The organism is Mesorhizobium salmacidum (SeqCode) (genome assembly GCF_037179605.1).
In the GTDB taxonomy this organism is placed as follows: Bacteria; Pseudomonadota; Alphaproteobacteria; order Rhizobiales; family Rhizobiaceae; genus Mesorhizobium; species Mesorhizobium salmacidum.
Genome location: NZ_JAPYKS010000044.1, coordinates 12,012 through 30,339 on the forward strand (window position 1 = coordinate 12,012; position 18,328 = coordinate 30,339).

General features: G+C 64.7%; 20 protein-coding genes. 15 read left to right on the forward strand and 5 right to left on the reverse strand.

All coding sequences use genetic code 11. The features are described 5' to 3' along the window. Positions 1 to 316 precede the first annotated feature (316 nt). The 8 genes from tauA to O7A60_RS30100 all read left to right on the forward strand — a co-directional run bounded on the left by tauA (position 317) and on the right by O7A60_RS30100 (position 7,272). Positions 317 to 1,330, forward strand: a complete 1,014-nt coding sequence (gene tauA, locus O7A60_RS30065) for a taurine ABC transporter substrate-binding protein (protein WP_337109311.1) — start codon at positions 317 to 319, stop codon at positions 1,328 to 1,330. Positions 1,331 to 1,440: 110 nt separating this feature from the next. Continuing rightward, positions 1,441 to 2,214 carry a taurine ABC transporter ATP-binding protein gene (locus O7A60_RS30070; RefSeq protein WP_337109312.1) on the forward strand — a complete coding sequence of 258 codons (774 nt, stop codon included), beginning with the start codon at positions 1,441 to 1,443 and terminating at the stop codon, positions 2,212 to 2,214. Next, positions 2,211 to 3,071 carry an ABC transporter permease subunit gene (locus O7A60_RS30075; protein WP_337109313.1) on the forward strand — a complete coding sequence of 287 codons (861 nt, stop codon included), beginning with the start codon at positions 2,211 to 2,213 and terminating at the stop codon, positions 3,069 to 3,071. Before O7A60_RS30070 ends, O7A60_RS30075 begins: the two co-directional genes overlap by 4 nt. A gap of 19 nt (positions 3,072 to 3,090) precedes the next feature. Further along, positions 3,091 to 3,279, forward strand: coding sequence for a hypothetical protein (locus tag O7A60_RS30080; RefSeq protein WP_337109314.1), 189 nt, complete (start codon positions 3,091 to 3,093; stop codon positions 3,277 to 3,279). Between the two features lie 226 nt (positions 3,280 to 3,505). After that, on the forward strand, positions 3,506 to 4,459 hold the full coding sequence (locus O7A60_RS30085; protein WP_337109315.1) for a sulfonate ABC transporter substrate-binding protein: 954 nt from the start codon (positions 3,506 to 3,508) through the stop codon (positions 4,457 to 4,459). Positions 4,460 to 4,536: 77 nt separating this feature from the next. Further along, complete coding sequence (ssuD, locus tag O7A60_RS30090; protein WP_337109316.1) at positions 4,537 to 5,694, forward strand: FMNH2-dependent alkanesulfonate monooxygenase; 1,158 nt, start codon at positions 4,537 to 4,539, stop codon at positions 5,692 to 5,694. Then, entirely contained in the window at positions 5,691 to 6,467 is a 777-nt protein-coding gene (locus O7A60_RS30095) for an ABC transporter permease subunit (RefSeq protein WP_337109317.1), read from the forward strand. The genes ssuD and O7A60_RS30095 overlap by 4 nt, the downstream gene beginning before the upstream one ends. Positions 6,468 to 6,474: 7 nt before the next feature. Beyond that, positions 6,475 to 7,272 (forward strand): ATP-binding cassette domain-containing protein, encoded by a 798-nt coding sequence (locus O7A60_RS30100; protein WP_337109318.1) that lies wholly within the window; start codon positions 6,475 to 6,477, stop codon positions 7,270 to 7,272. 24 nt (positions 7,273 to 7,296) lie between these two features. Here the strand turns inward: O7A60_RS30100 and O7A60_RS30105 are convergent, their stop codons facing one another. Beyond that, on the reverse strand, positions 7,297 to 7,494 hold the full coding sequence (locus O7A60_RS30105; RefSeq protein ID WP_337109319.1) for a hypothetical protein: 198 nt from the start codon (positions 7,492 to 7,494) through the stop codon (positions 7,297 to 7,299). A gap of 310 nt (positions 7,495 to 7,804) precedes the next feature. Here O7A60_RS30105 and O7A60_RS30110 point away from each other — a divergent pair, with 310 nt between their 5' ends. The 4 genes from O7A60_RS30110 (at position 7,805) to O7A60_RS30125 (ending at position 10,972) form a co-directional block, all read left to right on the forward strand. Next, complete coding sequence (locus O7A60_RS30110) at positions 7,805 to 8,173, forward strand: septal ring lytic transglycosylase RlpA family protein (RefSeq protein ID WP_337109320.1); 369 nt, start codon at positions 7,805 to 7,807, stop codon at positions 8,171 to 8,173. Positions 8,174 to 8,464: 291 nt separating this feature from the next. Beyond that, positions 8,465 to 9,742 (forward strand): polyhydroxyalkanoate depolymerase, encoded by a 1,278-nt coding sequence (locus tag O7A60_RS30115; protein ID WP_337109321.1) that lies wholly within the window; start codon positions 8,465 to 8,467, stop codon positions 9,740 to 9,742. A gap of 159 nt (positions 9,743 to 9,901) precedes the next feature. Next, positions 9,902 to 10,516: a transglutaminase-like cysteine peptidase gene (locus O7A60_RS30120; protein WP_337109322.1), complete on the forward strand. Its 615-nt coding sequence runs from the start codon at positions 9,902 to 9,904 to the stop codon at positions 10,514 to 10,516. 216 nt (positions 10,517 to 10,732) lie between these two features. Then, the gene (locus tag O7A60_RS30125; RefSeq protein ID WP_140715762.1) at positions 10,733 to 10,972 is read left to right on the forward strand and encodes a hypothetical protein; all 240 of its coding nucleotides are present in this window, start codon (positions 10,733 to 10,735) and stop codon (positions 10,970 to 10,972) included. Positions 10,973 to 11,068: 96 nt separating this feature from the next. Here the strand turns inward: O7A60_RS30125 and O7A60_RS30130 are convergent, their stop codons facing one another. The 4 genes from O7A60_RS30130 to O7A60_RS30145 are packed head-to-tail and all read right to left on the reverse strand — an operon-like array spanning position 11,069 to position 13,816. Further along, complete coding sequence (locus O7A60_RS30130) at positions 11,069 to 11,437, reverse strand: helix-turn-helix domain-containing protein (protein WP_027145710.1); 369 nt, start codon at positions 11,435 to 11,437, stop codon at positions 11,069 to 11,071. Between the two features lie 22 nt (positions 11,438 to 11,459). Continuing rightward, a complete protein-coding gene (locus O7A60_RS30135) occupies positions 11,460 to 11,990 on the reverse strand; it encodes a Smr/MutS family protein (protein ID WP_337109323.1) in 531 nt (176 codons plus the stop codon). Then, a complete protein-coding gene (gene mltA, locus O7A60_RS30140) occupies positions 11,987 to 13,087 on the reverse strand; it encodes a murein transglycosylase A (protein ID WP_337109324.1) in 1,101 nt (366 codons plus the stop codon). The genes O7A60_RS30135 and mltA overlap by 4 nt, the downstream gene beginning before the upstream one ends. Positions 13,088 to 13,108: 21 nt before the next feature. Continuing rightward, the gene (locus O7A60_RS30145; RefSeq protein WP_140715808.1) at positions 13,109 to 13,816 is read right to left on the reverse strand and encodes a Tim44/TimA family putative adaptor protein; all 708 of its coding nucleotides are present in this window, start codon (positions 13,814 to 13,816) and stop codon (positions 13,109 to 13,111) included. Between the two features lie 200 nt (positions 13,817 to 14,016). Between O7A60_RS30145 and O7A60_RS30150 the strand changes: the two genes are divergently transcribed. The 3 genes from O7A60_RS30150 to O7A60_RS30160 all read left to right on the forward strand — a co-directional run bounded on the left by O7A60_RS30150 (position 14,017) and on the right by O7A60_RS30160 (position 17,525). Continuing rightward, a complete protein-coding gene (locus tag O7A60_RS30150) occupies positions 14,017 to 14,514 on the forward strand; it encodes an FxsA family protein (protein ID WP_027145706.1) in 498 nt (165 codons plus the stop codon). 390 nt (positions 14,515 to 14,904) lie between these two features. Further along, entirely contained in the window at positions 14,905 to 15,402 is a 498-nt protein-coding gene (gene secB, locus O7A60_RS30155) for a protein-export chaperone SecB (protein WP_027145705.1), read from the forward strand. 482 nt (positions 15,403 to 15,884) lie between these two features. Continuing rightward, positions 15,885 to 17,525, forward strand: a complete 1,641-nt coding sequence (locus tag O7A60_RS30160) for an ABC transporter substrate-binding protein (RefSeq protein ID WP_337109325.1) — start codon at positions 15,885 to 15,887, stop codon at positions 17,523 to 17,525. Positions 17,526 to 18,328 lie beyond the last annotated feature (803 nt).

Sequence of the window (18,328 nt, forward strand, 5' to 3'; positions counted from 1 at the left end):
ACTTAACCTTTGGCGCGCGGAACGTGATTTTAAATTCTTCCCCATTTTAAGCATCGATTTGCTGGAGGAGGCGCCAAATCGGAATTCTCGTTCAAACCTGTCGGTACTGGAACGGTCGCGGTATCAAGCCCGGGGCAAAGCTGGTGGCTTCGCCGCTCCTGAGCCAGGGCAGCCGCCCTGTCCGCCACGGCGGCCCGCCGCCAGTGGCTTTTTTTCAACATGCCGTTCTTCCTTGGAAGGATTTAACTCTACAAGAACCATAGAACTAGCTGACTATGAACAGGCAATCCGGTTTTCCCCTTTCAAGGAGCCTTTCATGTCCAGCATTTCACGCCGCGTCATTCTCCTGTCTTCCGTTGCCCTTGCCGGCGCCGCCTTCCTCGGCCCGGCCATGGCCGACGGCCTCAAGATCACCATCGGCTACCAGACGGTGGTCGAGCCCTCGAAAGTGCCGCAGGCCGACGGTGCTTATGAAAAGGCCACCAAGGCCAGCATCGACTGGCGCAAGTTCGATTCCGGTGCCGATGTCATCGCCGCCGTCGCCTCCGGCTCGGTCGATATCGGCTATGTCGGCTCGAGCCCGCTGGCGGCCGCCGCCAGCCGCGAACTGCCGATCCAGGCCATCTTCGTGGTTGGCCTGATCGGACCGTCGGAAGCGCTGGTCGCCCGCGACGGCGCCGGCGTCGGGAAGGTCGCCGACCTCGCCGGCAAGAAGGTCGCCGTGCCCTTCGTGTCGACGACGCATTACAGCCTGCTTGCCGCGCTCAAGCATGAGAATGTCGATCCGAAATCGGTCGAGATCCTCAATCTAAGGCCGCCGGAAATCGCCGCTGCCTTCGCGCGTGGCGACATCGACGCCGCCTATGTCTGGGATCCGGCGCTGGGCCAGATCAAGACATCGGGCAAGGTGGTGCTGGATTCCGCGCAAGTCGCCGCCTGGGGCGCGCCGACCTTCGACGCCTGGATCGTGCGCACCGACTTCGCCGAAAAGAACCCGGAAGCCGTACGCGACTTCGTCAAGGTGACGGGTGCGGCCTATGCAGGGTATCTCGCCAAGCCCGACGCCTGGTCGGTGTCGTCGCCGCAAGCCGCTGAGATCGCCAGGCTGACCGGCGCCAAGCGCGAAGAGGTGCCCGAGCTGCTGAAGGGTTATGCCTTCCCCACCCTGGAAGAACAGGCCTCCGACAAATTCCTCGGCGGCGGCACGGTCAAGGCGATCGCGGCGGCATCCGCCTTCCTCAAGGAGCAAGGCAAGGTCGACGCCGTGCTGCCGGACTATTCGAAATATGTGACATCGAAATACGTCACCGAGGCGCTGGCCTCGAACTGACGTCTCGCACACGCGGCTCACCCTCCCTGACGCCGTGTGTTGCCTGCCCCGAAGCCGCTGACAGGCGCGGTTTCGGGGCAGGCGGATTTCCCTCTAATCGGCCAGGGCCCATGCCGCATCTCGTGCTCGACAAGATCTCCATCCACTATGACGGCCAGCCGGCACCCGCCGTCGAGCATGTCTCGATCGGTGTCGACAAGGACGATTTCGTCGTCCTTGTCGGCCGCTCCGGCTGCGGCAAGACCTCGCTGCTCAATGTCGCCGCCGGCCTTGTCGCGCCCGCGCGCGGCACGGCCTCGATCAACGGCCAGCCGATCACCGGGCCCGGTTCGGATCGGGCGGTGGTATTCCAGAACGATGCTCTGTTTCCCTGGCTGACAGTGCGCGAAAACGTCGCCTTCGCGCTCAGGCTGCGCGGTGTCAGGCCAGCCGAGCGGGCGCGGCGCGCCGATGAACTGCTGGCGCTGGTCAGGCTCGGCGATGCCGGCGACAAGTGCATCTGGGAGCTTTCCGGCGGCATGCGCCAGCGTGTCGGCCTTGCCCGCGCGCTCGCCGCCGAACCCGAATTCCTGCTGCTCGACGAGCCGCTCGGCGCGCTCGACGCGCTGACGCGCGAACGCATGCAGACGACGCTGCTCGACCTTTGGACGGCAAGCCACGCCGGCGTGCTGATGGTGACGCACGGCATCGAGGAGGCGCTGGTGCTCGCCACCCGTATCGTCGTGCTGGCGCCCGGCCCTGGCCGCGTGGTGCGAACCTTCGAGCCGGGTTTCTCCCGGCGCTACGCGTCGGGCGAAGCCATCCGCGCCATCAAGGCCGATCCGGCCTTCGCGGCGGCGCGCGGCGAACTGACCGATGCGATCTTCGAGGGAGAGGCGGCATGACCATTTCCTTCTACACGGAACGGCCCGCTTCAAGGACAGATGAAACCGACGGCCTGTCGGTGCCTTGGTCCAGGCCACGGGCGAAACGGACCGGCGTTTCGGCGCGCATGGTCAGCGCCGTCACCATCCTGGCGGTGCTGGCACTCTGGACGCTGTCGGCCCGCCTGCAGCTGGTGTCTCCGGTGTTCCTGCCCTCGCCGCTCGCCGTGTGGAACAAGTTCGTCGTGGTTGTCGGCGACGGCTTCGTCGACGCGACGCTGCTGCAGCACGTCGTCGCCAGCCTGGGCCGCGTGTTCGCAGCACTGGTCGCCGCCATCCTGGTCGGCGTGCCGGTGGGGCTCGCCATCGGCATCAGCACGGTGGGGCGCGGCATCTTCGATCCGCTGCTCGAATTCCTGCGGCCGATACCGCCTTTGGCCTATCTGCCGCTGGTCATCATCTGGTTCGGCATCGGCGAGCCGTCGAAAATCCTGGTGATCGCCATCGCCATGCTGGCGCCGGTCGCCCTGTCCACCGCCTCCGGTGTTCGCGGCGTCTCGCAGGAGCGCGTCAACGCCGCGCGTTCGCTTGGCGCGACGCGAGTGCAAGTGGTCCGCCATGTGATCCTGCCTAGCGCCCTGCCCTCGATCCTGACCGGCTTGCGCATCGCGCTCGGCGCCGGCTGGTCGACACTGGTCGCGGCCGAACTGGTGGCGGCGACGCGCGGGCTCGGTTTCATGATCCAGTCCGCGGCCCAGTTCCTCGTCACCGACGTGGTGGTGATGGGCATATTGGTGATCGCCGCCATCGCCTTCGTGCTCGAATTCACCATCCGCCGGATCGAGCGCGTGCTCGTCCCGTGGGCCGGACGAGAATGATCGGAAAAGGAAAATGACGATGACCCATTCGACCGCCGTGTTGTTTGCCCATGTCGGCTCCTGGCTGCTCGGCCTTGCCTCCGACGAGAAAGCGGCAAGAGACGACAGCCCGCGATCGCCGGCGCCGGTCCCGTTCCTGGCCGGGCGCGATCGCCTTCCACCGCGCGACGAGAGTTTTTACTGGGCCTGGCAGTACTGGTCGCAGTGAGTGGCTGACGGGTGGCGAACCCTCGATGACAGGTCCCCCTCCTGCGTAGGGAAGAGAGAGTTGCCATCGGCCTTGCCGCTCGATCGAGACGTAGAAAACAATTTCCTCTTGCTGGTTCATCTCGCAAAATTCTTTCTCTACTAACTTTATAGACATACCTAGCCTGGTCCCACTCCGCTCGATCGGAAGTTTCTCGGCGCTGCCCAGGCATTGAAGGAGAGGGATCATGTTCAATCTGACGAGACGCGTTTTCGGCATCGGCCTCCTGGCCGCGACAGTCGTGCTGTCGTTCGGCGCTGCCGCGCAGGACCTGAAGCAGTTCAGCATCGGTTACCAGAAGACCGGCCTGCCGGTGATCGCCAGGCAGCAGCAGGTGATCGAGAAGGCGCTCGGCGACAAGGGCGTCACGGTGAAGTGGGTCGAGTTCACCGCCGGGCCGCCATTGGTCGAAGCGCTCAATGTCGGCGCCATCGATGCCGGCTGGACCGGCGACGCGCCGCCGATCTTTGGTCAATCGGCGGGCGCCAACATCGTCTATGCCGCGGCACTGCCGTCCAATGGCGATGGCGAGGCGATCTTCGTCAAGCCGGCCTCGCCGGTCCAGTCGGTCGCCGATCTCAAGGGCAAGCGCGTCGGCGTCGGCAAGGGCACCAGTGCGCACAATCTTCTCGTCGCCGCGCTGGAAAAGGCAGGCGTTGCCTTCGACCAGATCACGCCGGTCTATCTCAGCCCTGCGGATGCGGCCGCCGCCTTCGCCAGCGACCAGATCGATGCCTGGGCGGTCTGGGATCCGTTCTTTGCCATCGCCGAAACCCGCTACCAGCCGCGTGTGCTGGCCCGCTCCAGCGAGGTGCTCAAGGTCAATACCTATTTCCTCGCCAACAAGGATTTCGCCAAGGCGCATCCCGAAATCGTCACCACGACCATCGCCGCGCTTGGTGAGGCGGCGAAATGGGCGGACCAGAATCGCGACAAGGTGGCGCAAGCGCTGCATGAGGTGACCGGGGTGCCGCTCGACGCACAGACCATCGCCGCCAACCGGACCAAGTTCGGCATCTTTCCGATCACCGGCGAGATCGTTGCCGGCCAGCAGGCTACCGCCGACCGCTTCTACAAGCTCGGCCTGATCCCCAATGCGGTGCGGATTTCCGACGCGGTTTGGACAGCGCGGGGCAATTGATTTTTCGTCACGCGGCGCCGCGTGGAGAAACGCCCGGCGCCGTTGCCGTTTATGCCTTGACCTCCAGGAGGCCCGCCTTGACCACGCCAGCCAAGCCACTCGATTTCTTCTGGTTCATCCCGACTCATGGCGATGGTTCCTATCTCGGCTCCGAGCACCAGCAGCGGCCGCCGGAGTTCGGATATTTCAAGGAGATCGCGCAGGCAGTCGACCGCCTCGGCTTCCCCGGTGTGCTGTTGCCGACCGGGCAGAACTGCGAGGATTCCTGGATCACCGCAACTGGACTGGCGACGCTGACCGAAAGGCTCAAATTCCTCGTCGCGTTGCGGCCGGGCGTGACATTGCCGACCTTCGCGGCGCGGCAGACGGCGGCGCTCGACCGTCTGAGCAACGGCCGCCTGCTGCTCAATGTCGTGGTCGGCGGCAATCCGGCCGAGCTTGCCGGCGATGGTGTCTTCCTGCCCCATGACGAGCGCTATGCGCAGGCGCAGGAGTTCCTGACCATCTGGCGCGGCCTGGTGTCCGGCGAGCGTGTCAATTTCGACGGCAAATATTACCGCGTCGAGAATGGCCGCCTCGACCTTCTGCCATCACAGGAACGGCCGCCCCTTTATTTCGGCGGTTCGTCCGATGCCGGGCAGGATCTAGCCGCCGATCTGGTTGATATGTATCTCACCTGGGGCGAACCACCGTCGCAGGTCGCCGAAAAGCTGGCATCGGCGCGCGCGAAAGCGGCATCGCGCGGTCGCGAATTGCGTTTCGGCATTCGGCTGCATTTCATTGTTCGCGAAACCGAGGACGAAGCCTGGCGTGCCGCCGACCGGTTGATCAGCCACGTCACCGATGCCCAGATCGAGAACGCGCAGGCGCGGTTCCTCAACCAGATGGACTCGGTCGGCCAGCGCCGGATGGCCGAACTGCATGGCGGCCGCCGCGACAGACTGGTCGTCTCGCCCAATCTGTGGGCCGGCGTCGGGCTGGTGCGCGGCGGCGCCGGCACCGCGCTGGTCGGCACGCCGGAGCAGGTTGCCGACCGCATCCGCGAATACCAGGCGATCGGCATCGATACGATCATCGGCTCCGGCTATCCGCATCTCGAGGAAGCTTATCGCGTCGCCGAACTGCTCTTCCCCAAGCTTGGGCTCGGTACCAGGCGGCTCAAGCCGCGCGAAGACATCGCCAACGAATTCTCGGTCGGCTTCCATGGCGCGGCCCGCCTGCAGGCCGCGTCATGAGCTTTTCCGCACGCCTGCGCGGGAATGGCATCGGCTGGCTATTGCCGGTGCTGGTGATTGCCGGCTGGGAGGTGGCTTCCCGCGCGGGCGTCATGCCGGCCAACGTGCTTCCGGCGCCAAGTGCCGTCGCCGAGGCCTTCTGGCGATTGACGCTGTCGGGTGAACTGATCCGGAACATCGGCGTTTCGACGGCGCGCGCCCTTGCCGGCTTCGCCGTCGGCGGCTCGATCGGCTTTGCGCTCGGCCTTGCCAACGGGCTGTCGACGCTCAGCCGCGGCCTGACCGACACCACGCTGCAGATGATCCGCAACATTCCGCACCTGGCGCTGATCCCGCTGGTCATCCTCTGGTTCGGCATCGACGAAGAAGCAAAACTGTTCCTGGTGGCGCTCGGCGTGTTCTTTCCGATCTACGTCAACACGCTGCTCGGCATCCAGAGCGTCGACCCGCAACTCGTCGAGATGGGCCGCGTCTACGGCATGGACCGGCGCGCGCTGTTCGTTCGCGTCATCCTTCCCGGCGCGCTGCCGGCGATCTTCGTCGGCCTGCGCTACGCCTTGGGCATCATGTGGCTGACGCTGATCGTCGCCGAAACCATCTCGGCCAGCTCCGGGCTCGGCTACATGGCCATGCAGGCGCGCGAATTCCTGCTGATCGATGTCGTCGTGCTGTCGATCCTGATCTACGCGCTGCTCGGCAAGCTCGCCGACAGTCTCGCCCGCCTGCTCGAGCGCCTGTCGCTCGGCTGGCATCTCGCCTTTCAGAACGGATGAGTATTCGATGCCGGCCGCCAGTCTGACCTCCGTCCGCTCCTTTGTCACCGCGCCGGCGCCCGCGCGCCCGGCGAGACCGGTCGAAGGCCGGCGCGCCTTCGCCTTCAAGGGCGTGGGGAAACGCTTTGGCGACAAGACCGTTCTCGACGGCATCGACCTCGACGTGCCGGTCGGGCAGTTCGTCGCCGTCATCGGCAAAAGCGGCTGCGGCAAGAGCACGCTGCTCAGGTTGCTCGCGGGGCTCGACCGGCCGACATCGGGATCGCTGACGTTGGGAGCCGAGGAAGAGGGCCACAGCCGCACGCGCTTCATGTTCCAGGAGCCGCGCCTGCTGCCCTGGGCCAGCGTGGTGAAAAATGTCGAGGTCGGGTTGACCGGCATCGCCTCCGGCTCGGAAGCAAGGCAACGCGCGCTCGGCATTCTCGGCGAGGTTGGCCTCGCCGACCGAGCCGATGAATGGCCCTCGGTGCTGTCCGGCGGCCAGAAGCAGCGCGTGGCGCTGGCCCGCGCGCTGGTCGGTCACCCGCAGGTCCTGGCGCTCGACGAGCCGCTCGGGGCGCTCGACGCGCTGACCCGTATCGAGATGCAGCAATTGCTTGAGCGTATCTGGATTGCCCAGAAATTCACCGCCGTGCTGGTCACGCATGATGTCGCCGAAGCGGTTGCGCTCGCCGACCGGGTGGTGGTGGTCAGCGGCGGCAAGATCGCGCTCGATCTGGATGTGCCGGTGGAACGGCCGCGCCGCCGCGGTTCCGCCGAGCTTGCCCGTCTCGAAGGCAGGGTTCTCGACCAGCTGTTCGGTTAAGGTCATTTCGGAAAAACAAGAGTTTCAGGGCGAACGGTTCGCCCACACCAGCCCGGCCAGGCCGGCCAGCATGGCGGCGAGACCGATATAGAGCCATTGCGACTGGCCGGTCATGAAGCTGCCGCCGACCACGCCGATGCCTTGCAGCGACCACAGGGCGCCCATGGCCAGAACGATCAAGGCCAGCAGATTTTTGGCCAGCAGATTTTTGGTCAGTCTCATTGTCGGATCCCGCTTTTCAAGTCGATCGATTGCGGCGCTATTGCCGTGATGAAAGAGCCGAAGGAAGTGGCCAGATCGTGCAGACTTCTATTTGGGGATCAACGCTCGATCTTGTCATAAAAGTCCTCCGTGCCGATCAAAACATGATCGAAACTGGTTTCGGCGCGCCAAAAAAGTCCCTGACAGACTGTTACCCGATGACTCCAAACGTGTGATCTTGCCATGGAACCGCCAGATCACCGCCGCATTTCGTGCCTTATTCTTTTCCTAACGGCTGGGGTCTGTCAAAAAACGGAGCCATCCCCCAAATATGAAGACCCCAAAACAGACTGCGCTTGTCGCGGTAACGATCGCTGCTGGCCTGATGGTCGGCGCCTCCGCCACTTCGGCAACCGCCGCCGCCGGCCAGTGTGGCCGCGCTTCCTGGTACGCGCTGCACTCGAAAACCGCATCGGGCGAGCGTATGAACCCCTCGGCATTGACCGCCGCCCATCGCACGCTGCCTTTCGGCACCAAATTGCGGGTCACCAACAAGAACAACGGCCGCAGCGTCGTCGTGCGCATCAACGATCGTGGTCCCTTCATCAAGGGCCGCGTGCTCGACCTGTCGAAGGGCGCCGCCGGCCAGCTCGGCTTCATCGGCTCCGGTCAGACTTCCGTCTGCATGGCGCGCGTCTGATCTGATCGTCTCCTGACCATGATCTCTCCCGCACCGCGGGCCAGCGGAGCAAACGGGAACCTTCGGGATCATGGTCGGTGTCCAGTGCGAAGGCCTGACACATATCCTACACATTTCGGCACTGCACATTGAGCCGGCTGTGCCGTCGGGCGCCTGTTTTCAAGGCTTTGGACGAAATTAGCATTAGTCACGCCACGTGACGTATTGCATCGCAGCAATTAGTTGTTAACTTCCCCGCGAGACATCTAGGGATCGGCGCTGTTCGTCGTCTCTTCGGTCGCGGGGTAACGGATGTTCTATCAGCTCTACGAAATGAACCACGCCGCCCTGCAGCCGGCACGGCTCTATGCCGACGCGGTCCGGTTGTTCTACTCCAATCCGCTCAACCCGGTTTCGCATACGCACTGGGGCCGTTCGGTCGCGGCGGGCGCCGAACTGTTCGAGCGCACCACGCGCCGCTACAGCAAGCCGCAATTCGGCCTGGACAAGACCGTGGTCGACTGGAAGAGCGTCGCGGTTACCGAAAAGACAGTCTGGTCGAAGCCGTTCTGTAATCTCGTCCGTTTCGAGCGCGCCGTTCCAGCCGGACGCAAGGCCGACCCGAAGCTTTTGATCGTGGCACCGATGTCGGGCCATTACGCGACGCTGCTGCGCGGCACCGTCGAGGCGATGCTGCCCTATGCCGATCTCCATATCACCGACTGGGTCGATGCCCGCATGGTGCCGCTGGCCGATGGCAGCTTCGATCTCGACGACTATATCGACTACGTCATCGACATGCTGCACACGCTGGGTCCGGACACGCATGTGATGGCCGTGTGCCAGCCTTCCGTGCCGGTGCTTGCGGCGGTGGCGCTGATGGAGGCGAAGGGCGACCCCTTCGTCCCTTCGACGATGACCCTGATGGGTGGGCCGATCGACACTCGCCGCAACCCGACCGCCGTCAATCTGCTGGCCAAGGAGAAGCGCATCGACTGGTTCCGCGACAACGTCGTCATGCGCGCGCCCTGGCCGGTGCCGGGCTTCGGCCGCGAGGTTTATCCCGGCTTCCTGCAGCTCTCGGGTTTCATGAGCATGAACCTCGACCGCCACATCATCGCTCACAAGGAGTTCTTCATGCACCTTGTGAAGCACGATGGCGACAACGCCGAAAAGCACCGTGACTTCTATGACGAATATCTGGCGGTGATGGACCTGACGGCGGAGTTCTACCTGCAGACCGTCGACACCGTCTTCGTGCGCCATGCCCTGCCCAAGGGCGAGATGACGCATCGCGGCACCAGGATCGATCCGTCGGTTATCCGCAACGTCGCCCTGTTCACGGTCGAGGGCGAGAACGACGACATTTCGGGCCTTGGCCAGACCAAGGCGGCGCAGGACCTGTGCGTCAACATCCCCGCCGACAAGAAGGCGCACTATGTGCAGCCGGCGGTCGGCCATTACGGCGTCTTCAACGGCTCGCGCTTCCGCTCCGAGATCGTGCCGCGCATCGTCGACTTCATCACCAGCTATGGCCGCCAGACCCGGGTGGCGGTGAAGCCGAAACTGGTCCGCACCGCCAAGCGGTAGGCGATTTTGAAACAGGGCCGGCCGCGGATCCGATTCTGTTGCGTAAGTGCCGCTGTCCCTCCCCGCGGGTAACCATGCCGCAAATCAACTCGATGTCTTAATTGACACGGAGTGTAAATCGCCCTTAACGTTTCGTTAACAACAGGGCGAGCGGGGACAATGAATTCCTCAATCACGCGAAGGCTGCGCGTATGCGCGGCAGCCGGGCTGGCGTTAACGGGGGGCTGGATGACACCGGCCTGGGCTTCGGACGCGATGGCGACCGGGGGCCTCACCTCGCAGCCGATCGGTCACTATGATTTCTGCAAGCAGCGGCCGGGCGAATGCTCGATCCGCCCAGCCAACCTCGCGCCGGCGGCCCTGACCGACGGGTTGATGCGCAAGCTGGTCAACGTCACCGCCAGGGTCAATGCCGCCGTCAAGCCGATGAGCGACATGGACATCTACGGCAAGGACGAGGTTTGGGCCTATCCCGACAAGGGCGTCGGCGACTGCGAGGATTACGTGCTGGAGAAGCGGCGCCAGCTGTCCCGCATGGGCATGTCGCTCGCCGATCTCTTGATGACCGTGGTGCGCAAGCCCGACGGGGAAGGCCACGCCGTGCTGACCGTGCGCACCGACGGTGGCGACTATGTGCTCGACAATCTGACCGACAAGGTCAAGCCCTGGGACGAGACCGGCTACCGCTTCCTCAAGCGCCAGGCGATCGACAACACCGGCCGCTGGGTCTCGATCCGCGGCGGCCAGCAGGTTCTGGTGGGCTCGGTACAGTAGGGGAAAGCCGCCCGGTTAGGGCTGCGCACTCCCAGCGCTTCGTCATTCTCGGGTCTACGCGTCCGCTTCGCTCCCGCTCCGCCCGTGGATGACGAAGGCGAGGAGGCTCCGCCGCGCACCTCCGTCCAAAAAATTCTCACCTCTCCGTGAACCATTTCCGTTCGCCCGGCGACACACAGCCGTGGACGATAGAAACCCAAACCATGGAGACCTCGAATGACTGCTTTTCTGCGCAACACCCTTCTCGCCGCCGCTGCCGTTTCGGCCCTGACCGGATCCGCTCTGGCCGGCCAGACCATCCCAAGCTGCGCCAACACCAACCTCAACGACCTGTGGGCCGGCCGCTGTTGCGGCGCCGCCGGCGCGTCGGACTGCCTGGGCGGCGGACATGGCGGCCAGGATCATGGCGACCATGGCCGTGGCGGCAATGGCGGCAGCACGGCCGGCAAGAAATGATCTCACCACGGCTGCCCGCCGGCTACTCGCCGGCGGGCGTTGCTTTGCGATCGGGCGATCGCCCGGCCGCCGGAAAGTTCGGGCGGAAACCCGAGTCTAGGATCGCCGGCCGAGTGCCGCGCGGATCGACGCGGTGATGCGCAGAAGCGCGGCCTCATCCAGCTTTTCGATGTTCTCGGCCAGAAGATTGGCAAGTTCGGTGGCGGCGGGGGAAAGACCCGACGTATCGAGTTTCACGCGCGGATGCGAGGTTTCGGCCAGCCGCGCCAGTTCCTCGGCATCGTCCCAGATGATGTTGAAATAGCCGATGATCTTCTGGATCAGCGTCCAGGTCGGCGCGCCGCGCCTGCCATGCTCGAGCGCCGAGAGATAGGCGGCGCTGACGCCGATCGCCGCCGCCATGTCTTTCTGGCTGACGCCGCGTTCGGCCCTCAGCGTCCGCAGCTTCTCGCCGAACGGCGTCATGCGCCCGGCCTCCTGAGAGCCCTCATGAGCGTGCCCGCCGCAGCCTGATATAGAGCGCGCCCGAGCCGCCATGGTTGCGGGCGGCATGGTCGTGGCTGGAGACCAGCGGCCGGAACGCCGGTGTCGACAGCCAGGCCGGCACGGCGCGCCGCAGGATGCCATCGCCGCCGGAGGACGACCCCTTGCCGGTGATGACCAGCACATAGCGGACGCCGCCGGCATGCGCCCGGTGCAGGAACGAGAACAGCAGCGAATAGGCCTCGTCCTGCGTCATGCCATGCAGGTCGACGCGGCCCTCGATCGGCAGCCGGCCTTTTTGCAGCTTGTCCAGTGTCGGCTCATCGAGCCGGTGCGTGACATGCTGGACCTTCGGCTTTGCCGCGCCAGGCGGGCCGGCGGCGGGCTGGGCCGGTTGCGACGGCGTCGGCCTGGCATCGACGGCCATGTCTGGAATGTCGACGACGGCGCGACCCTTGAGCGGCTTGGCGGTGCGCGCCACCAGGTTCCACAGCACCCGGTCATCCTCGCTGAGTTTATCCGGGCGCCTGCTCATTTTGCGCCCCCGGCCAGCGCGCGTGGCACCAGCACGTAAAAATCGGCGGCGTTGCGCACCACCCCGGCGATCTCGCCGGCGGCATCGCCCGAGCCGGCGAACAGGTCGCCGCGCGCCGGCCCGGTGATCGCCGAGCCGGTGTCCTGCGCGATCATCAGCCGGCGGAACGGTCGTTTGTCGAAGGCGGTAAGCGTCGGCGCGTTGATGTAAAAAGGCGTGCCGAATGTGTGCAGCAGGCGGTCGACGGCCATCGATCGGCCCGGTGTCAGCGGCACCTTGGCGGCCGCGATCGGCCCCAGCGCCGCGTCGTCCACCGCGGCCTCGCGAAAGAAGATATAGGAGCGGTTCTGCCACAGGATCTCGTCGACCCGCTCCGGATGCGCCTTGAACCAGGCGCGGATCGACTGCATCGTCACCTCGGCGAGCGGAATTTCGCCCAGCTCGCTTAGGATTTTGCCCGGCCCGGTGAAACGCTGGCCGGATTTGGCGGCGTAGGTGACGCGGCAAAGCCGGCCAGCGGTCATGGCAAGCCGCGCCGCGCCTTGCACATGGATGAAAAAGGCGTCGACCTTGTCGGCCAGCCAGGCGATCTCCAGCCCCTGGCCGGCGAGCGCGCCGCGCTCGATCGCGCCACGGTCGGGATATTCGGCCAGCCCGTCGGCGGTCCGGCGGGCGAAGGCGAGATAAGGATCCATTCCGGCGGGCCGGTTGGCATCGTCGACATCGACGAGGTCGGCCGGACGCGACAGCAGCGGCACGGCAAAATGCTCGCTCCGCACCGGCGAGGCCTCGACTTGCGGCTCGTAGAAGCCGGTGACGAGGCCGGCGCCGGTCTCCGGCCGGACCAGCATGGGTACGAAATGGCGCTCGAAGAAGGCGCGGGCCTCGGATCGGTTCGCCGGCGCGGCGCGGCGCGCTTGCGCATAGGCCTCGGCGAAGGCGCCGAAATCGACACCCAGCGCACCGCTGCGATAGGGTTTTACCGGCACATGGAAGGCGGAGCGGGCAAAGGCCTGGAAGGCCGGCAGATGGTCGTCGTCACCCCAACCGGGCAGGTCGCCGAAGGACCTTTCAACAAGGAGGGGCGACAGCGACACCGGAGCCCGCCTGTTCCGGACTCAGTCTTCTTCTTCGGTGGCGACGAGCTTCCAGTTCGGATCGCGCGAGCGCGTGTCGCGGGCGAAGGTCCAGACATCCTTGACCTCGGCCACCGTTTCGGGGTCGCCGTCGATGACCGTGCCGGCCTGGTCGCGCGTCGCCGAGATCAGTTCGCTGATGATGCGCAGCGTCACATGCGCCTCGCCGCCCTTCATCTCGGCCGAGACGATGTCGGCCTTGTCGATGCCGACGAAGGAGGACTGGATTTTTTCCGACTTGGCCTCGCGCTCGCCGATCGCCGCGACGAAGCCGTCATAAACCTCGCGCGACAGAAGGTTCTTCAGCGTTTTGCGGTCGCCGTCGGCATAGGCCATGACGATCATTTCATAGGCCATCTTGGCGCCGTCGACGAACCCCTTGGGGTCGAAGGACGGGTCATTGTCCTTGATCGCGCGCAGGCCTTTGTTGAGATCGGTGTCGGGCTTGGCGAAGGCGTCGATGGCCGTATAGGTGTCTGCCGGCGCCGGCTCCCCGGGCGCCCGCTTGCGCGGCAGCGAAACCACGTTTTCGGGCTTCTGCGTGGCGTCCTTGTCGGTGCGCGCCGCCGTATAGGGATCGAAGGGCGGCCGCTCGCTACCGGTCCGACGGCCCAGCACGTTGCGCAGCTGGAAGAAGATCACCACCGCCGCGATCAGGAAGAAAATCGTGCCGAAGTCGAAGAAGCCCATATTTTCCGCCAATCAATCCCTGCCTCTAGGCCGGACCGTCCCAGCCGACAGGCCGCGGTCGCATAGCGTTCACCATTCAAAGCATATAGAACGCAAGGCGCAATCATTCAAATCAAAGGCAGGCATACCTATCTAACAGCCTCCGTGCCAGCGGCGATTGGTCGCCAGCGGGACAAAACAATCGAATGGTCGGTAAAGACTTGCGCATTTCGCTGCTTCCCTTCTTTCTCCTCGCGCTGCCGTTGCTGGAAATCGCCGGTTTCGTCGTCGTCGGCCGTGAGGTCGGCGCGCTGGCCACGGTCGGCCTGGTGCTGGCCTCGAGCTTCGCCGGCGTGCTTTTGCTGCGCCACCAGGGTTTCGGCGTCATGACCCGCATCCGCGCCGAGATGGCTGCCGGCCGCGACCCCAGTGGCCAGCTCGCCCATGGCGCCATGATCGTGGTCGCGGCGATCCTTTTGATCATCCCCGGCTTCATCACCGACATCATCGGCCTGCTCCTGTTCCTGCCGCCGGTGCGCGACCTTGCCTGGAGCAGGCTGAAAGGCCGCATCGTCGTGGCCACCGATTTCTCCACCGGCGGCTTCCGCCGCCAGCGCGACAAGGTCATCGACCTCGAAGACGGCGACTATTCGCGCGAGGACGACCTGAAGCGCGGTCCGGACCACAATTCGCCGTGGCGGCGGCTGAAGGACGATTGAGGCTTCTCTTCGTCATCCTGGTGCGGAGCAAGGAGCGGAGCGACGCGGCGTAGACCCCAGGATCCATGCCGTGACATGGACGCGCTGCGACGGTGCGGAATTTTTGCTCTGCTTTAACTCGAAGTCCGTCGCGGCGAAGTCACTTGCAAGTTGTGCGTCGGCCATTCGGCTGCTTCGAGCCGCTGCATCCCTGGCCGGTGTCGCGGCATGGATCCCAGGGTCTCCGCGACGCCGCTGCGCGCCTGCTTCGCCCGGGGATGACGACGCGACAAGCAAGGCGGCAAACCTTGTCTTGTCATGCCGGCCATGGTAGCGAACGCCCGATTTCAATTCGGTCAGCCCCGATTATTCGGTGAGCGAGACTGCACAGGGGAAAAAGGATATCGGCTCATGGCCAGCAATGATGACGCGCCGGTCGGCGCCAACGGCAACGGCAACGCGACGCAGCCCTCGCTCAACGTCCTGGCCCAGTATGTCAAGGACCTGTCCTTCGAAAGCCCCGGCGCGCCGAACTCGTTGCGCGGCCGCGACAAGGCGCCCGGCATCGCCATCAACGTGAACGTCAACGCCAACCCGCTCTCCGACAAGCAGTTCGACGTTAACCTGACGCTGAATGCCAAGGCCTCCTTCGACCAGGAAGTGCTGTTCAACGTCGAGCTGGTCTATGGCGGCGTCTTCGCCATTTCGGGCTTCCCGCAGGAGCACATGCTGCCGATCCTGTTCATCGAATGCCCGCGTCTTTTGTTCCCCTTCGCCCGCCAGATCATCGCCGAGGCGACGCGCAATGGCGGCTTCCCGCCGCTGATGCTCGACCCGATCGATTTCGCGCAGATGTTCCAGCAGAAGATCGCCGAGGACCAGGCCGCGTCGCAGACCAAGGTGAGCTGAGGCTCGGCTGAAAAGGATCGCTTGAAACCCGGCCTCGCGCCGGGTTTTTTGTGGGCGTTGCCCTGGCGCCACCGCCTCTCTCTTCGTCATCCTGTGGCGGAGCAAGGAGCGAAGCGACGCCGCGCAGACCATAGGATCCATGCCGGGACTCCCGAGCGTTGCCACGGTCCAGAATCTGCCCCGCTGCACGCTACGACCGACGTCGCGGCATGGATCCTCGGGTCTGCGCGTCCGCTTCGCTACCGCTCCGCCCGTGGATGACGAAGTCGGGAGAGGGTTCGCGCCTTGCTTGTGCCCCGCTCACCCCTGCGGAGCACTGCACAACTCCTGCGGATTCCAGAACATTTCGCCACGTTACCCCGCTTTATCATTCCCTCTCAGCAATGGCGCCCCGGCGGTCGCAGCCGCCCCCGCGTCGGCGAGGCTGTGCATGACCGCCGGGCACTTTGGGCGGCACGCACCAACAAAAAGAGGGAACGACGATGAAATTCATGCTGACCGACCGCAAGCTTCACCCGCGGGCCAAACTCGTCGCCGACGATTTCAGGACCGGCGGCATCAGCCGCCGCGAATATCTGGCGCTGATGGCCGGGCTCGGCGTCAGCGCCGCCGGCGCCTTTGCCCTGGGCGGCATCGCCGCGACGCCTGCCCGCGCCGCCGAACCGAAGAAGGGCGGAATCTTGCGTATCGCCATGAACGTCAAGGGCTTCAAGGACCCGCGCACCTTCGACGGCGTCGAAATGTCCAACGTCGCGCGCCACTGCAACGAATATCTGGTGCGCTGGAACACCGACTTTTCGTTCGAGCCCTGGCTGCTGGAAAAATGGGAGATGAGCGATGACGCCAGGACGCTGACGCTGCATGTGCGCAAGGGCATCACCTGGTCGAATGGCGACGCCTTCAACGCCGACGATGTCGTCCACAACCTCACCCGCTGGTGCGAGGCCGGCGTTGCCGGCAATTCTGTCGCCGCACGCATGGGCGCGCTGGTCAATGCCGATACCAAGAAGGTGGTCGATGGCGGCATCGAGAAGGTCGACGACTTCACCATCAAGCTCAATTTGCCAAAACCCGACATCTCGCTGATCGCCGGCATGGCCGACTATCCCGCGCTGATCATGCACCGCTCCTATGATGGCGACGGCGACCCGATGAAGGCGCTTGCGATCACCACGGGCCCCTGCGAGCTGGTCAAATGGGACGCGGAGACCGGCGCGGAGGTCAAGCGCAAGGACAAGCCGTGGTGGAAGGGTGAGTTCTACCTCGACGGCATCCAGTGGATCGACTACGGCTCCGACCCCAACGCCATGCTGTCGGCGTTCGAATCCGGCGAGATCGACACCGACCACGAGACCGCTTCCGATGCCGTCTCGCAGACCGACAAGATGGGGTTGAAGAATTCCGAGATCGCGACGGGGTCCACCATCGTCGCCCGCTTCAATGTCGGCAATCCGCCCTATGACGACGTCAAGGTGCGCCGCGCCGCCCAGCTCGCCGTCGACAATTCGGCCGTGCTGAAGCTCGGCCTCGACGGCCGCGGCAAGCCCGCCGACAACCACCATGTCGGCCCCATGCACCCCGAATACGCCGATATCGGCCCGGCCGAACGCGATGTGGATGAGGCCAAGAAACTGCTCGCCGAATCCGGCAAGGCGGACCATGAATACGAGCTGATCTCGGTCGACATCGAATGGCAGAAGAACACGGGGGACGCCATCGCCGCGCAGATCCGCGAGGCCGGCCTCAAGATCAAGCGCACCGTTCTGCCCGCCGCCACCTTCTGGAACGACTGGAGCAAGTTCCCCTATTCCTGCACCGAATGGCTCGGCCGCCCACTCGGCGTCCAGGTGCTGGCGCTGGCGTACAAATCCGGCGCTGCCTGGAACGAAAGCGCCTATGCCAATAAGGAATTCGACGAGCTGCTCGACAAGGCGCTGGCCATGCCCGACCCCAAGGCCCGCAAGGAAATCATGGCCAAGATCGAGCAGAATTTGCGCGATTCCGGCATTATCATCCAACCCTACTGGCGCTCGGTCTACCGCACCTACCGCAAAGGCATCGAAGGCTGCGAACAACACCAGGCGCTCGAACAGCATTTCGAGAAGGTTTGGATCGAAAGTTAAGGCGAATGCGGCGCCTCTTCCTTCCCCCCTTGTGGGGGATGGTGGCCTCGCGAAGCGAGGTCGGATGAGGGGTGTTCCAGCTTGGCAACATGCGTTTGACGGCAAGTGCATCGAAGCGGCGCCGAAGCCATCACCACCTCACTCCGTGCCGCACTCGTCTCGGTGCCCCAGCCGAACTCACCGCGCCGACTTGAGCAGCGTCCGGATCCAGCCTGCGAAGGTCAGCATCAGGGAGCCCCGAACAACGCGGAGCGCCTTTGGCCCACACTCATATCATTTGGGGAAGATGGCCGGCGCGCATGCCGGTGAGACAATTGCCTGAGCCCCGCGCCGGCCACTAGCGACCTGATGAAGGTCCGCCGCCCGATTTATGTACCGGGCCTATGCCGGGCGATCAACCGAGCCGGGCAGTTGGTATGAATTCGTACCAATCCGGGATTATCGCGCGACCGGCGGCAACAGGCTCTCGGGAAACGGCGAACGTTTCTAGTGTGGGCAGACCGACACTGGACACGCGACAGCCGTCACGGCCGAAAGCTTCTCGCGCTTGCTCAGCGTCGGCTTCGCATAGATCTTTTTCATGCCGGCAGTGGCGCTGGCCTTTCCTTCCCCCCTTGTGGGGGAAGGTGGATTGCCGCAAAGCGGCAAGACGGATGAGGGGTGTTCCAGCTTGGCGGCATCATCAAAGATCGCACGAAATCGGCGCGAAAACATCACGCTCCCACTCTGTACGCACCCCTTGTATCTGCACGGAGGAAACTTTGTGCGAGAAGAGCGACTGAGCCTCGAACCGGATGGCCATC